The sequence below is a fragment of the Zhaonella formicivorans genome, from assembly GCF_004353525.1.
GTDB lineage: Bacteria > Bacillota > DUOV01 > DUOV01 > Zhaonellaceae > Zhaonella > Zhaonella formicivorans.
Genome location: NZ_CP085524.1, coordinates 1962101 through 1974906, shown reverse-complemented (window position 1 = coordinate 1974906; position 12806 = coordinate 1962101). Strand labels below are relative to the sequence as shown.

The 12806-nt window shown below is 45.9% G+C and carries 13 protein-coding genes and 1 pseudogene; 7 read left to right on the top strand and 7 right to left on the bottom strand.

Annotation, left to right across the window (positions count from 1 at the left end; all coding sequences use genetic code 11):
* Positions 1-110: 110 nt before the first annotated feature.
* The 5 genes from EYS13_RS09720 to EYS13_RS09700 all read left to right on the top strand — a co-directional run bounded on the left by EYS13_RS09720 (position 111) and on the right by EYS13_RS09700 (position 4666).
* Positions 111-926 (top strand): TIGR04283 family arsenosugar biosynthesis glycosyltransferase, encoded by an 816-nt coding sequence (locus EYS13_RS09720; RefSeq protein ID WP_227762123.1) that lies wholly within the window; start codon positions 111-113, stop codon positions 924-926.
* Positions 911-1684 carry a TIGR04282 family arsenosugar biosynthesis glycosyltransferase gene (locus EYS13_RS09715; RefSeq protein WP_227762121.1) on the top strand — a complete coding sequence of 258 codons (774 nt, stop codon included), beginning with the start codon at positions 911-913 and terminating at the stop codon, positions 1682-1684. Before EYS13_RS09720 ends, EYS13_RS09715 begins: the two co-directional genes overlap by 16 nt.
* Positions 1685-1760: 76 nt before the next feature.
* The gene (locus tag EYS13_RS09710; RefSeq protein ID WP_227762119.1) at positions 1761-3116 is read left to right on the top strand and encodes a rhodanese-like domain-containing protein; all 1356 of its coding nucleotides are present in this window, start codon (positions 1761-1763) and stop codon (positions 3114-3116) included.
* Between the two features lie 215 nt (positions 3117-3331).
* On the top strand, positions 3332-3787 hold the full coding sequence (locus EYS13_RS09705; RefSeq protein ID WP_227762117.1) for a hypothetical protein: 456 nt from the start codon (positions 3332-3334) through the stop codon (positions 3785-3787).
* Between the two features lie 51 nt (positions 3788-3838).
* Complete coding sequence (locus EYS13_RS09700; protein ID WP_227762115.1) at positions 3839-4666, top strand: alpha/beta hydrolase; 828 nt, start codon at positions 3839-3841, stop codon at positions 4664-4666.
* A 20-nt stretch (positions 4667-4686) separates the two neighbouring features.
* Here the strand turns inward: EYS13_RS09700 and EYS13_RS09695 are convergent.
* The 7 genes and pseudogenes from EYS13_RS09695 to EYS13_RS09665 form a co-directional block, all read right to left on the bottom strand.
* A pseudogene (locus EYS13_RS09695) lies at positions 4687-4892 on the bottom strand (helix-turn-helix domain-containing protein); the annotation flags it as partial.
* Between the two features lie 42 nt (positions 4893-4934).
* A complete protein-coding gene (locus tag EYS13_RS09690; RefSeq protein ID WP_227762113.1) occupies positions 4935-5447 on the bottom strand; it encodes a C-GCAxxG-C-C family protein in 513 nt (170 codons plus the stop codon).
* Positions 5448-5449: 2 nt separating this feature from the next.
* Entirely contained in the window at positions 5450-6403 is a 954-nt protein-coding gene (locus EYS13_RS09685) for a 3-hydroxyacyl-CoA dehydrogenase family protein (protein WP_227762109.1), read from the bottom strand.
* Positions 6404-6415: 12 nt separating this feature from the next.
* Entirely contained in the window at positions 6416-7273 is an 858-nt protein-coding gene (locus tag EYS13_RS09680; RefSeq protein WP_227762108.1) for an MBL fold metallo-hydrolase, read from the bottom strand.
* Positions 7274-7287: 14 nt separating this feature from the next.
* Complete coding sequence (locus tag EYS13_RS09675) at positions 7288-8172, bottom strand: hypothetical protein (protein ID WP_227762107.1); 885 nt, start codon at positions 8170-8172, stop codon at positions 7288-7290.
* Positions 8173-8195: 23 nt separating this feature from the next.
* The gene (locus tag EYS13_RS09670; RefSeq protein WP_227762106.1) at positions 8196-9152 is read right to left on the bottom strand and encodes a PEP/pyruvate-binding domain-containing protein; all 957 of its coding nucleotides are present in this window, start codon (positions 9150-9152) and stop codon (positions 8196-8198) included.
* 54 nt (positions 9153-9206) lie between these two features.
* Complete coding sequence (locus tag EYS13_RS09665) at positions 9207-10949, bottom strand: PEP-utilizing enzyme (RefSeq protein ID WP_227762105.1); 1743 nt, start codon at positions 10947-10949, stop codon at positions 9207-9209.
* Between the two features lie 234 nt (positions 10950-11183).
* Between EYS13_RS09665 and EYS13_RS09660 the strand changes: the two genes are divergently transcribed.
* A complete protein-coding gene (locus EYS13_RS09660) occupies positions 11184-11933 on the top strand; it encodes a phosphatase (RefSeq protein WP_227762104.1) in 750 nt (249 codons plus the stop codon).
* A 123-nt stretch (positions 11934-12056) separates the two neighbouring features.
* Complete coding sequence (locus EYS13_RS09655) at positions 12057-12752, top strand: GntR family transcriptional regulator (protein WP_227762101.1); 696 nt, start codon at positions 12057-12059, stop codon at positions 12750-12752.
* The last annotated feature ends 54 nt before the right edge of the window (positions 12753-12806 follow it).

Below are 12806 nucleotides of genomic sequence, written 5' to 3'. Positions count from 1 at the left end.
CAGGATATACATCCATGATCCTCAGAGCCGTTGGCTTTGAGAAAGTTAGAAACTACGAGGGCTCAATCTATGAATGGGGCGGAGATCCCAGCATGCCGATGGAGAAATAGTTGGCTTTTAAGGCCCGAAAACTTTTTGCTTATGTTTGCAATGAATTTCAGTGTGCTGCCGGTGCTACGACGGCAACACTGCATCTATTGGCAGACAGTCTGAAAGGATGGCAGGCAGTGAATATTTCCGTCATTATACCTACATATAATGAGGAAAAAAATATTGGCCGCACTTTGAAACAGTTGGCAGGTATGCCGGGTCTGGAAATAGTGGTCAGCGACGGCGGCAGTAGTGATAATACCTCAAAAATTTGCGCCTCGTATCCTGTCAAGTTTATCTGTACCTCCAAGGGGCGCGGCAAGCAGTTAAATGTCGGTGCTGAAACGGCAACAGGGGATATTTTCTTTTTCCTGCATGCCGATTCAATTGTAGAAAAAACGGCTTTTGCTGAGATGCGCGCAGCCGTACAATCAGGTCACAAGTGGGGGTGCTGCACCTTATCTTTTGATGAAGACACTCCCTTTTTTCAGATAACAGCAGCTGCTTCAAGGCTGAGAGCCAAAGTCTTCAGCATCTGCTTCGGAGATCAAGGAATTTTTTGTGAACGACAGTTTTTCATATCCAATGGTGGTTTTCCGGATATTCCTTTGATGGAAGATCTCTCTTTATCTCAAAAGCTGCGCCGCTATTCTGCTGCAAAAGTACTATCGGCAAAGATTATTACCAGCTCCCGGCGTTTTAAAGAACAAGGTCCCTTGAGGACGTTGCTCTTGATGCAAAAACTGAAGCTATTGTTTTACCTTGGAGTATCACCTGACAGTTTGGCTAAAATGTATTCTTCGAAAAGGAACCAAATATCATGTTTCCGGCAGTAATTGTGATGAGCAAAGTCCCTTTGCCGGGAATAAGCAAAACCAGGTTAATGGAAAAACTATCGGGGGCGGAATGTGCGGCTTTTCAGATGGCGTGTTTGTTGGATATCGGGAAGATGTTGAGGGAAACAGGTATCAAGTGTTACCTTTACTATACCGGGGGCAGTCCGGAGCTTTTTAGGGAAAAGCATTTGGCTGAACTTGGTTTCCCGGGTTTGGGTTTCACCTCTGAGCAGTTGGGTTTGTTTGAAGTGCGTCCCCAGGCAGAAGGTGATCTGGGGCAAAGGCTTGATGACGCCTGCCGTCAAGTTCTTCAGAACCATGATCGCCTGGCAGTGATCGGCACGGACACCCCTGATATTACTTCTGATACTATTTTAAGGGTTTTTAAGGAATTAGACAGCTGTGATATTGTTTTGGGGCCTGCTCTTGACGGGGGTTATTATTTACTTGGTTTAAAGGAGGTGCATACAGTTCTGTTTCAGGATATCCGGTGGGGGACGGGCTATGTACTGTTTCAGACACTGGAAAAGGCTCGTAACGCCGGGTTAGCTGTCAGCTTGTTGGAAGAGAAAGGGGATGTAGATACCTGGGAAGATTTGCTATTCTTTTACCATGTTGGTACAGCTAAAAAGTATAGGTTTGCAAACAGACTGCAGTCTTACCTTTTTGCAGAAAAAATGATTCACAAATATGCCGGAACTATATCGGAACTATATAAGGAAAAAGCAAAGAATGAAAACAGCATGATACATGAGTAGTTTTTATTAACCGGCGGATTGCAGAAAGACGAATCAGGTTAGGAAGTTACTATAATGAGTAGAAAGGATGATACCAATGACTTCCGTAATTAGCAGAAAATTATATATTTTTCTCCTTGTAGCCAGCCTTTTTCTTTTCGGTTGTTCTCAATCGGGTGACACAGTGAAAACAGATCAAACGGGAGAGCAAGCGGAAAAATTTTCGGTAATTACTGCTGAGGAATTAAAAACAAAATTGGATGATAAAGATTTTGTTATTGTGGACATTAGGGATGAAGCCGCTTACATAGGCTGGGCTTTGGATGGGCTTGAACGAGGAGGTCACATCAGGGGGGCGGTAGATTTCCCCTATCCCTGGCTCAAGAAGATGAATAAGCAAACTCTTACAGATACGTTGAAGACAAAAGGGATCACTGCGGATAAAAATATTGTCATCTATGATGTGGATAAGGGCAATAGTGAAGCCATGGCAGGCGCTTTAAAAGAACTGGGATACAAAAATATCTATATCTACAAGGGTGGTGCGTCTGAGTGGGCTAAAAACAAAGATTTGCCCATGGAAAGCTTGCCTAATTACTCCAAATTAGTTCATCCTGCCTGGGTAAACGATCTAATAAATGGAAAGAACCCTGAAACTTACCCCGGCAAAGGGTATAAACTTTTTGAAGTAAGTTGGGGTCAAGGAGAAGATTATAAGAAAGGGCATATCCCCGGAGCTGTTCATATCAATACTGACGAAGTTGAATCGGAACCTTTATGGAACAGGCTGTCCGACAAAGAGCTGGAGAAAATGCTTTTAAACAACGGAATAACCCATGATACCACTGTGGTTCTATATTCTGCTGATACCACCCCTGCAGCCAGAGTAGCCTTAATCATGATGTACATGGGTGTGGAGGATGTTCGCATTTTAAATGGCGGCTTTGAAGCATGGAAAAATGCGGGATTCGAGATCGAAACAGGTTCTAATCCGAAAAAACCTGTTACTGACTTTGGCAAGCCTACGCCTGCCCATCCGGAATATATAATCGATATGCCCGAAGCAAAAGAACTTTTAAAAGATCCCAATGGGTGCTTGGTTAGTATACGCAGCTGGGCTGAACAGATCGGGGAGACCAGTGGTTATAGCTACATTAAGCCAAAGGGGAGAATACCTGGTGATGTTTGGGGCCATGACATAAAAGATTACAGAAATATTGACCAGACCATGCGCAATGCGGCTGAAATACAGGCGTTTTGGAAAGAGTGGGGTATTACACCTGATAAAAAAATAGCTTTTTACTGCGGAACGGGTTGGAGGGCTGCAGAAGTCTGGTTTTATGCTTATGTAATGGGTTGGCCGAATATTTCCGTTTATGATGGTGGTTGGTATGAGTGGAGTTCTGATAAAAATAATCCTATTGAAACTGGTGAGCAAAAACCCCCGATGTAATAAAATATTGCTGGAAAATGAAAGAGGCAGTGGCGATTTCTGCATTGCCTCTTTTGCTTAGCGACAAACAACTAACCTGAAATGTAACCCTTGTGTCCTGCTTTGGAATGACAATGTCCTGCGAAGAGCAGCGTGATGGTCTGTTGATAAACTGAGTAACCGTCTTTGTTACGTAAAAAGCTCATTTTGAAATTTTTTGCAATAGGGAGGTTAAAATGAAAAAAAGCACAAGGTGCATTAGTTTTCCCGCGTTTATTTTTACTAAAATACTGCCGGCGGTTTCCTGGCTGCTGCTGCTTTTGAGCCTTCTTTTACAAATTGGGGTACAAAAGAGAATGGGAATACAAAGGGACTTATATGTGCGTAACCGCGCTCTTCAGCAAACAGTATTCACTCCTGAGCTGGTAATGCTTTATAAGCTTTTAATCCTGCTCGTACTCCTTTGGTTGATTCTCTTTCTCTTTAGGATGATTATCAGGAAAAACAATGAAAATCTCAGCCGGTTTGCAGTTTTAACTTTATTCGGTTCTGCGTTTGCTCTTAACCTCTTAATGTTTTATGGGAAAATTTCCTCGCCGGCATATCCTTGGATAGTTCTGGCCAGTCTGTTGTTTGTTATAATACAGTTAACCAGGCTAATCTATTATTACCGGTTTCTTAGTATAAGGTAAAGAGTTTCACTTTGAATCCAACTAAATAAAATGGGCTGATGAGGTGAGGCAATGGAACATTTTACATTTCAGTGGCAGACTGGCGACGGGTTGAGGCTTTTTGCCCAGGGCTGGCGACCGGAGGGACCAAAGGCTGTGGTTGGTGTCGTCCATGGCTTGGGGGAACACGGCGGTAGATATCTGAAATTGGCTCAATTTCTGGTGCCGGAGGGCTATGCGGTGCTCACCTTTGACCAGCGCGGGTTTGGTCGGTCTGAAGGCAGGCGCGGGCATACACCTGGATATGATTTTTTGCTTGACGACATTGACGAATTTTTGCAACAAGCAGCGCTGCGGTTTCCAGGTAAGCCGCGCTTTTTATACGGACACAGCATGGGGGGAAATCTGGTGTTGAATTATGCTCTGCGCAGGAAACCGAAACTGTCCGGAGTAATTGCTACCGGCCCTTGGCTGCGCTTGGCATTTGAGCCTCCTCCCTGGAAGATTTGCCTCGCTAAAATCATGAACATGGTTATGCCTGCTTTTACCCAGTCTAACGGGTTACGGTCAAGGGACCTATCCCATGATGCAGAGAGTGTTCATTCCTACGAGCATGATCCACTGGTCCATGACCGGATTTCCGCCCGCCTCTTTACCGGCGTTTATGAGGCCGGTTTATGGGCCTTGGGCCATGCAGCTCAATTTGACCTTCCTCTTTTATTGATGCATGGCGGTGCGGACCGCATCACCTCACCGGAAGCGAGCCACCGGTTCGCCAGCCAGGTACCGGTCCACTGTACTTTTAAACTCTGGCCTGGGCTTTATCACGAGCTTTTCAACGAATCGCAAAAGGAAGAAGTGGCTAGGTTCTTGACCACCTGGCTGGATGAATGTTCATAATTTAATATCGCAAGTTAGGGACGTAAAATATCAAGTTTTTTGCAAAGTCGGTAAACTTTCTTATGGTTGATTATCAACTTATAATCTTTTTTCAAACAAATGCCAAGCTTTTGTATCCATAGGGAAAACCATCGCCGGTTATAAGCTAACCAAGGTATTCTTTGATAAGTTCATCCGGTATCTTTTCTCCCTTTTTGTTCAGAGAATAGCCTGGTATTTTACGTCCCGTCTGCCTTTTTGTTAATGCTTGTTCCTCCTAGCTAAATAGCTAAACCGATTTTTTAATATCTTCTACGATCTTAGAAACGATTTTTACTGCGCCCATTACGAATTGGGTGCAGTGCGCATACATCTCATCCGATTTTGATTTGAGCCCGGCGGTTAGCTCGTTGCAGGAAAGTGCGCCAAAGTTGTATTCAAATTCCTCCAGAAATGCTTGAACCGCATTGGCCGAGGGCTCTCTGGATTCACCGGGCGCTTTTCGCCCTGTAAGTAAGCCTAGTGCTGCAACGGAAGCCGTAATCGCACCGCATACAAGTCCGCGCTGCATTCCACCGCCAAAGCCGCTCATCGCCTTTATTATGTCAGGAGGCACATCCAACGTGCCCTTTGACATGAGCAAGTACATGGTGCTTTCAGCGCAGTTAAAGCCAGTGCAGTAAAAATAGTCTTTTACGCTGTCCCGGTCGGCCTGGGTAAAAACCAGCTTTACCGGTCGGTCGTGTTTAAAGGCAGCGGAGGTACCGCTAGCGGTACCTCCAATAATAATTTCTTTCGTCATTTTTATTCCCTTTCTTCGGGCAAGCTCCAATTGAAATAAGGCAGATATGGCTTACCTGCACGCTTGCGGAATTCATCTAGGTCTTTTTTCGACCAGTCATACATGCCCTTCCCGGTTTTAAAACCAAGCTTGCCAGCGGCAATATGCTCCCGAATTATATCTTGGGTTTGTGTGGCGTTGCATAGTGTGGGGAAGAGATAATCTTCAATATTGGCTATCAGATCCAACCCTGCATAGTCAAAATGCTCAAACAATCCGATGGAGGCGTATCTAGGGCCGAAGCTGCTCATGATGGTTTTATCGATATCCTCAGGAGTGGCGATGCCTTGCTCAACCATGTAAACCGCTTCTCTGTACAGCGCATGCTGGAGACGATTGCCTATAAAGCCCGGCGCACCTTTTTTCAAAACTACAGGCTCACGGCCTACTGAACGCAGCACGTCCACTGCAAATTGAACGGCAGCTTCGCTGGTGTATTGGCTCTTGACCACCTCTACACAGGGAACCAGATGGGGTGGGTTATAAGGATGTGCCACCATAAGCTTCTCTTTATCGTCTAACCCTGCCGCTAAGTCCTCTGCTGAAATGGCAGAGGTGGAGGAGGCAATGGCTTGGTATTGCTTGCAGTGCTTTTCAATCTCCCTATATACGCTGTGCTTTACGTCAATGCGCTCAAATACGCACTCGAATATGAAATCAGCATCTTTAATATCCATGTAGTCTTGAGTAAAGTGCAATAGCTTGGCACAGGCTTGGGCTTGTTTGGGTGTCACCAGTTTCTGATTGATCAGGTCCTGGTAGTAAGTATCATAGCGGGCCTGGCCTGATGCCGCTTCTGCCTCATTAATGGCGAGCATGGTAGTTTTGTAGCCGTTGCCGGTGAACAGCACCGCTAGGCTGGCACCAATCATTCCAGTGCCGATGATTGCTATATGGTTAACACTATCAAGTTTCATATGCAACTCTCCTTATACCTTTGCCAGCAGATAATCATAGACTACACGTACGTTGGCGGTCTGGATATAGTCCATAGCATCCTCTTGACCAATATCCACGGGGCAACGGTCGGCAAAGCTGATTCGCGCCACGCATTCTTCCTTAGACCAGCCCTTGGACATACCGTAGGCAACAGCAGAAAGCCATTCATAAAGGAAAGCAGCCTGTTGTTTAAGGTATTCCTTCTTGACCACAGGGCCGTGGCCGGGGACGATGTAGTCTACATCCAAGGTGGACAGGAAGTGCAGAGTGTTCAACAACGCATCGGGATCGCAACTATGCAGCCAGATCTGGCAATCGGAGAACACGGTATCGCCTACGAAGACCACGCGTTCCTCGGGAACATATACGCTGATATTGGCGTCGGAATGTCCTGGCGTGTAGTACAGCTTAAAAGTATGGTCGCCAGACTTGAATGTCATCCTGTCACTGAAAGTAATGGATGGGGGGTTGATGATGTAGTCTTCCTCCTTCGGCATGAAGGGCAAGCCCTCAGGATCTTGCCGCTGGATTACATCCAGCATGTATTCATAGGTGGTCATGTTAAAGGAAGCAGGAATCTTCCAGAAAGTATCGATCAGCTTCTCATGGCCGATGACGGGGCATTCACCCGCAAACCAATGGTTGCCGAAAATATGATCGATATGGGACTCCGTGTTGATCAGCGCTTTAATTGGTCCATGCTGCAAAGCAAAATTACGCATTTCCAGCAGTGGGGTAATCAATTGTGCCGTGTCGATAAAGACGGCACCTTCACGGGTGAGTACAATACTAGGATTACATCCTCTGATTTTAGTTTCAGTAAAGACATTTTTAGTGATTTGTTCCATGATTACCCTCCTACTTACATGTATTTTTCCAGTTCATCGATGAGAATTTCAGGGTTTGCGCAGCGGACGTATACATAAGGACGCTGCTTTGCGAATTGAGCAATAAAATCAGCACGTTTTTTGCGCAGTTCCGGTGTGTCAAACATTGGCATGGGGAAACCGGAAGAGAGCAAGATGTGCATGCCAAAGTAATCACATAGGCAGTGAAAAGTCTGATATTCTTTTTCATAATCTGCCATCAGGCCGGAAACGGTGGCGTAATTGCCGTCCATGTCCGGCATCATCACCAGGTCGATGTTGGCTTCACCTTGATAAAGGGCATATTCTGGATCCTTATCGAAGAACTTGGCCACACCTTCATCCTGGCTGGGCTTATCGATGCGCTCGGTACCTTTGGCGCGTTTGCGCAAGTAGACTTTTTGCGAACCCATGATATAGTTGCCGTCCCAATCCAAAACAGTAGTTTCGGTGGAGAGAATGGTTGCACCGCGCTTACAGGCGGCAATCTGGCTCATGCTTTTGCCGCGATTGCCCTCGCCTCCTAGGAACAGGATGTTCTTGCCTTTATAATTGACGGCTGAGGAATGGAACAAGAAACGGTCTTTTTCAAACAACTTGGAGGCTATAAAAGAAACCAAAATACGCTGAATCTCTCCTTCAAACCATTGCCCGCGCAGTGTGATGACTCCATCTTCATAGGAAATGGCCTTTTCAGCTTCGTCCTTATACCATATAAAATCAGCCTTAGGCAGTATGCTGCCTCTCTGATTGGTAGCACCACCTAAACGGTAGTTGAGGAAAGTCATATCCTCCAACACTTGATCAACGGGAGCCGCACTATGTACATCCAGTCGGATGCTAACGATGTCGCAATTAATTTGTTCTGTATAAATTGCCATAATTTTAATCCTCCAGTAATGAATTAGTCTAATGTAGTAATGGGTCTCGACTGGAGCAGGTAGAGCGTACCATTTTCAAAAGCCCATTCCATATCCTGGGGCTTACCGTAAAACGCTTCGACGCGCACAGCGATATCCACCAATTCCTTACGCTCTTGCTCCGAGAGCACCGGCAGTTCAACCATTTCTGCAGGAACGGGCACTTCTTTAACGCCGCCCTGCTCCGAAAGGCGAACCACCATGGTTTCCTTTTCAGCAATGTATTCGTTGACCAGCTCGTAACTGCCCTTTTTGATCCAGTAATTGTCAGGTGTAACGATGCCTTGCACTACGCCTTCACCAAGCCCCCATGCTGCTTCGATTACAACTTCATCCTTTTCTTTGGTGATGGGGTTGGCTGAAAACATCACGCCGGCTTTTTCGGCGTTGATCATGCGCTGGACAACCACAGCAATGGAAATCTCCCGTTCATCAAAGCCCTTTTCATGGCGGTAGAAAATAGCCCTGTCGTTATAAAGGGATGCCCAGCATTCCTTTACAAATTTGACCACAGCATCAGAACCGATGACGAATAAGTAGGTATCCTGCTGACCGGCAAAGCTGGCATCCTCCAGATCTTCTGCGGTTCCGCTGGAGCGAACGGCAACCGGAACGTCACTGCCCAAACCGTTGTAATAGCCCTTGATTGGCTCAGCAAGATAGGGCGGTATAGGCGTATCCATGATCATATTTCTAATTTGTTTGGCAATGCTAATTAAATTGGAATTATTGCTCCAGTCAATTTGACTTATCAATGTTAGGGCACGTTCCCGCAGTCCACTTTCTTTCATGAAGTAGCTGAACATATCGGCACAAACTATGAAACCCTCCGGAACGGGAAGCCGGTTGCGATGCATCAGGCACAGGCTTGCGCCCTTTCCACCCGCCGAGAGTGCAAGCTCATCATTTGGGATCTCATTAAACCAAGCAAGGAAACGCATACGATTAGCCTCTTTTCTCTGTTGTCTCTTTTGCAAATTAATTTGCACTTGACTTTAGCGGTCGATTGCAGAAGAGGAAGTTTGTCCTGCCTCGTGGTCCAGTATTTCTACAATTCCTTTATTGCCATCCACGCGGATGCGCATCCCGGATTTAATCAGCTGAGTGGCTCGACGTGTACCAACTACACAGGGAATGCCAAACTCGCGGGACACCACCGCAGGGTGAGACAAAGCTCCTCCGGTATCTGTGACCAGCCCAGAAATCTTGGAGAAACTAACGACCCATGCAGGGTTGGTCATTTTGCAGACCAGAATATCACCTTTTTGGATTTCATCAAATTCAGCGGGGGAGGTGACAAACCTGGCAATACCCTCCACAACGCCGGGAGACCCTGGAATACCTTTTAGAATCGTTTTGTCGACAGGCTTTAAAGCCGCCTGCTCAGCCATTTCAGCCTCGAATTTGTGGGGATAACCCCAAAGGGTCTTATATGGCTCTTCGTATACCGCCCAGTGAGTTGCAGTACCATACCATTCACGAGGACGAATTGCCTTTGCTGCTTCCATCTCTGCCCTGCGCTGCTTGACCAGTTCCTTTACTGGGTAATCGGAAACACCGGCGCAGCGGATTTCTTCATATTCAAGCATAAAGATATCTTCCGGATCATCCAGAATGCCGGCCGCTACATAGGCTTTGCCCACGTTCAGGAACATGATCCGCATGCGGGCATAGATGCCCTGGTCAATGTAGAAATGATGGTCGGGGGTAAGAGGTGCCATCTTAACGCATAACTCCAGTGCCTTCTTAAGCTTTGCCAGCTTTTCAGGATCCGAAACCTTGGAATAGAGCTCGTCAATGGCCTTTTGCTGCTCTTCCATGCAATTGTTATAGTCCGCATAATAATCGTAGTCAGAAGCTACGTAGCCGCGTAACGCTTCATAGATGGGGGTTGGGTCTTCTTTCCAGGTTTTGTAGATGTATTCATGGGTGTAAACAGCCTTGTAGCCATATTCCTCCTGATAGGCAGCTACCATTTCTAACAGTTTTGTACCGCCGTTGGTCGTGGCAACTTTGGCCATAATTTCATCGGCGGTCTCTGCAAACAGGGCTTTTAGTTCGGGAACTGTGCAGATATACTGTTTCATCTCCCACAGCGCTTTAAGAGAATCCCAGTTCCTGTCCTGGCGGGAAATGTTGATCTTGCCGATAAGTACATTGTCAGCCTCGTCCAGCACTTCTTTGCCCAGCACTTCTTTGTATGTATTGGTAAACTCAGTGGCTGCCTGGAATTGTGCAAGGTTGATAATCCAGTGGATTCGGAATGCTCGCTCCTGCAGATCTAGACAGTCTTCCAGATGGATCAGGATTTCGGGAATGCTCTTATTGGCGTAGTCGTAATTGACAATGTAATCACCGGCCGCTTTCAATTCAGGAACATAAGAATTGATCCACCTGTCAAGGAATGTATCTGCGTAGATGGGCATGACTTGTGTGTAGTAGTTGAAAAGTCCGGCGATTTTATCGGGATCGGTTTTAGGAGGAACTACGGCGCTGTAAACATAGCCCCCAATTTTTTTTGCAATCCATTCGCTGCCAATAGGTGCGCCAAAGCGGCGGTACATGTACTGGCAGCCTGGGCCCCACCATCCGCCAACATCGAAGTATAGCGGAGAAATGGGATGCGGACAATGAAGATCATCGTAGAACCAGAAAAGACTTTTTTCATATTCGTCTTTCCAGTCTACTTTAACCTTGTCGTCGCCAAAGTACGTAGCTAACACCTTGTTTTCACTCATAAATGTTACCCCCTCTTTAACATTTAATGATGCTATTTTTTTCCGTAATATCATACGGAAACTTTAATTTCGTCTTTAGCTGATGGTTGACGGTATTTGCGGAGGTTGTTACAATACGATCAAGATTATTAATCAATAATCGATTATAATAAAATGATAATTGTCTGAAATTTATTTGTCAACACACTTTTTTAAAAGTACATAATCTTTAGTTATAAGATAAGGAGGTTTAACATGGGACTTTTTGAACACCGACCGGCAGTTGATACGCACACGCATACCGTAATTTCGGGGCATGCCTTCAGCACTTTGGCAGAGAATGTACAAGCTGCAAGGGGAAAAGGCATGTACGGTATTTGCCTGACAGAGCATGGACCCAATACGCCTAACGGTACGCCGGAGTTTATACCTCACAGCCAGCGCATGTTGCCCGATGTAATAAATGGAATTCGTGTCTATCGCGGGGTTGAGGCAAATATTATCGATTATAGCGGAAAGTTGGACATTCCTGACAAATATTTGGCGCTCTGCGAGTTTGCCATAGCAAGCTTCCATGACTTTGCCCTGGTGCCTGGTTCAAAAGAGCAGAATACCGCTGCATATCTGGGCGCTTTGCGAAACCCATACATCGATATCTTGGGACATCCCGATGATCCCCGGGTTCCTTGCGATTTTGTAGCATTGGCCAAGGAAGCGGTGAAACAGGGCAAACTGTTGGAATTTAACAATAACTCTCTTACGCCCCATCGTCCCAACAGCAAGCCCTCGCTAATGGAGTTTATTCGCGTATGTAAAGAATACAGCGTACGAGTATGTGTTGCCAGTGATGCTCATTTTTGCACCATGGTTGGAAATGTGACACCGATGTTGCAGTTGCTGCAAGAGATGGATTTTCCTCTTGAACAAATCGTCAACTATACCGCTGAGAGTTTCGATTCTTATCTAACAGAACGTAACGCTCGCCTGGCAGCCTTAGCAAAATAAATTTCCTTCCGTGGTTGACACAGAAAATTTTAAAGGCTACAATACATATAATCGATTATCGGTTAAAATGTTCTAGCTTAAGATGATTAAGAAGAAAGAAAAAAGTAGGGTGTGGATCAAAAGATGAAGATAAGGGAATTGAATCGCAGCAAAGATATTGTGAGCAAGGATACCTTGCGCACGCAAATCAGAAAGTACATCCTAGACAACATCAACAATGGTACATTTCGGCCTGGCGAGCGCATCGTAGAAACCAAGCTGGCCAAAGAGCTGAATGTATCTCAGGCACCGGTGCGGGAGGCTATTTTGGAACTTTCCGTCATGGGTCTTCTGGAGGAGCGCCCCTATTCAGGCACAATCGTGCGGAAGCTTACGGCAGAGGACATTGAGGATATTTACAATACCAGGGCATTTATTGAGGAATATGCGGTCAAAAGAGCAGCCAAAAGGATAACCGAGGAGCAACTGCAAGCCTTTCTCCCTATATTTGAAGAAATGGAGGCTGCGGTGCAAAACCATGACACGGAAGCATTTATGGCCGCCGATGTACGGTTCCATGCGCTGGTGATGGACGCTGCCCAGAGCAACGCCCTTAAACGAGTATGGGAAATCCTGCTCATGGGAGAGTGGACAGCGTTAACCCTGCAGGCTACAAGTCGCTCCCTGAAAGAGCTGATGGATGACCACAAAGTTATTTACCAGCACATTTCCAACCATGCGGATCATAGCGCAGGTGCGGCCATGTTTTTGCATATCAAGAATTTTACCAATGAATTGATTGCCTATATCTCCAAGCAGGAAGAGCAGCCAGAGCAATAATCAGCTACCAATTTTTGATGGTAAATAGGTAGGTAGTGAGTTTAGGGAATGGAG

What these genes read in the sequence shown, in the direction of transcription:
- EYS13_RS09715 (WP_227762121.1), top strand. Translation starts at nt 911, where the DNA reads ATGTTTCCGGCAGTAATTGTGATGAGCAAAGTCCCTTTGCCGGGAATA.
- EYS13_RS09710 (WP_227762119.1), top strand. Translation starts at nt 1,761, where the DNA reads ATGACTTCCGTAATTAGCAGAAAATTATATATTTTTCTCCTTGTAGCC.
- EYS13_RS09705 (WP_227762117.1), top strand. Translation starts at nt 3,332, where the DNA reads ATGAAAAAAAGCACAAGGTGCATTAGTTTTCCCGCGTTTATTTTTACT.
- EYS13_RS09700 (WP_227762115.1), top strand. Translation starts at nt 3,839, where the DNA reads ATGGAACATTTTACATTTCAGTGGCAGACTGGCGACGGGTTGAGGCTT.
- EYS13_RS09690 (WP_227762113.1), bottom strand. Translation starts at nt 5,447, where the DNA reads ATGACGAAAGAAATTATTATTGGAGGTACCGCTAGCGGTACCTCCGCT.
- EYS13_RS09685 (WP_227762109.1), bottom strand. Translation starts at nt 6,403, where the DNA reads ATGAAACTTGATAGTGTTAACCATATAGCAATCATCGGCACTGGAATG.
- EYS13_RS09680 (WP_227762108.1), bottom strand. Translation starts at nt 7,273, where the DNA reads ATGGAACAAATCACTAAAAATGTCTTTACTGAAACTAAAATCAGAGGA.
- EYS13_RS09675 (WP_227762107.1), bottom strand. Translation starts at nt 8,172, where the DNA reads ATGGCAATTTATACAGAACAAATTAATTGCGACATCGTTAGCATCCGA.
- EYS13_RS09670 (WP_227762106.1), bottom strand. Translation starts at nt 9,152, where the DNA reads ATGCGTTTCCTTGCTTGGTTTAATGAGATCCCAAATGATGAGCTTGCA.
- EYS13_RS09665 (WP_227762105.1), bottom strand. Translation starts at nt 10,949, where the DNA reads ATGAGTGAAAACAAGGTGTTAGCTACGTACTTTGGCGACGACAAGGTT.
- EYS13_RS09660 (WP_227762104.1), top strand. Translation starts at nt 11,184, where the DNA reads ATGGGACTTTTTGAACACCGACCGGCAGTTGATACGCACACGCATACC.
- EYS13_RS09655 (WP_227762101.1), top strand. Translation starts at nt 12,057, where the DNA reads ATGAAGATAAGGGAATTGAATCGCAGCAAAGATATTGTGAGCAAGGAT.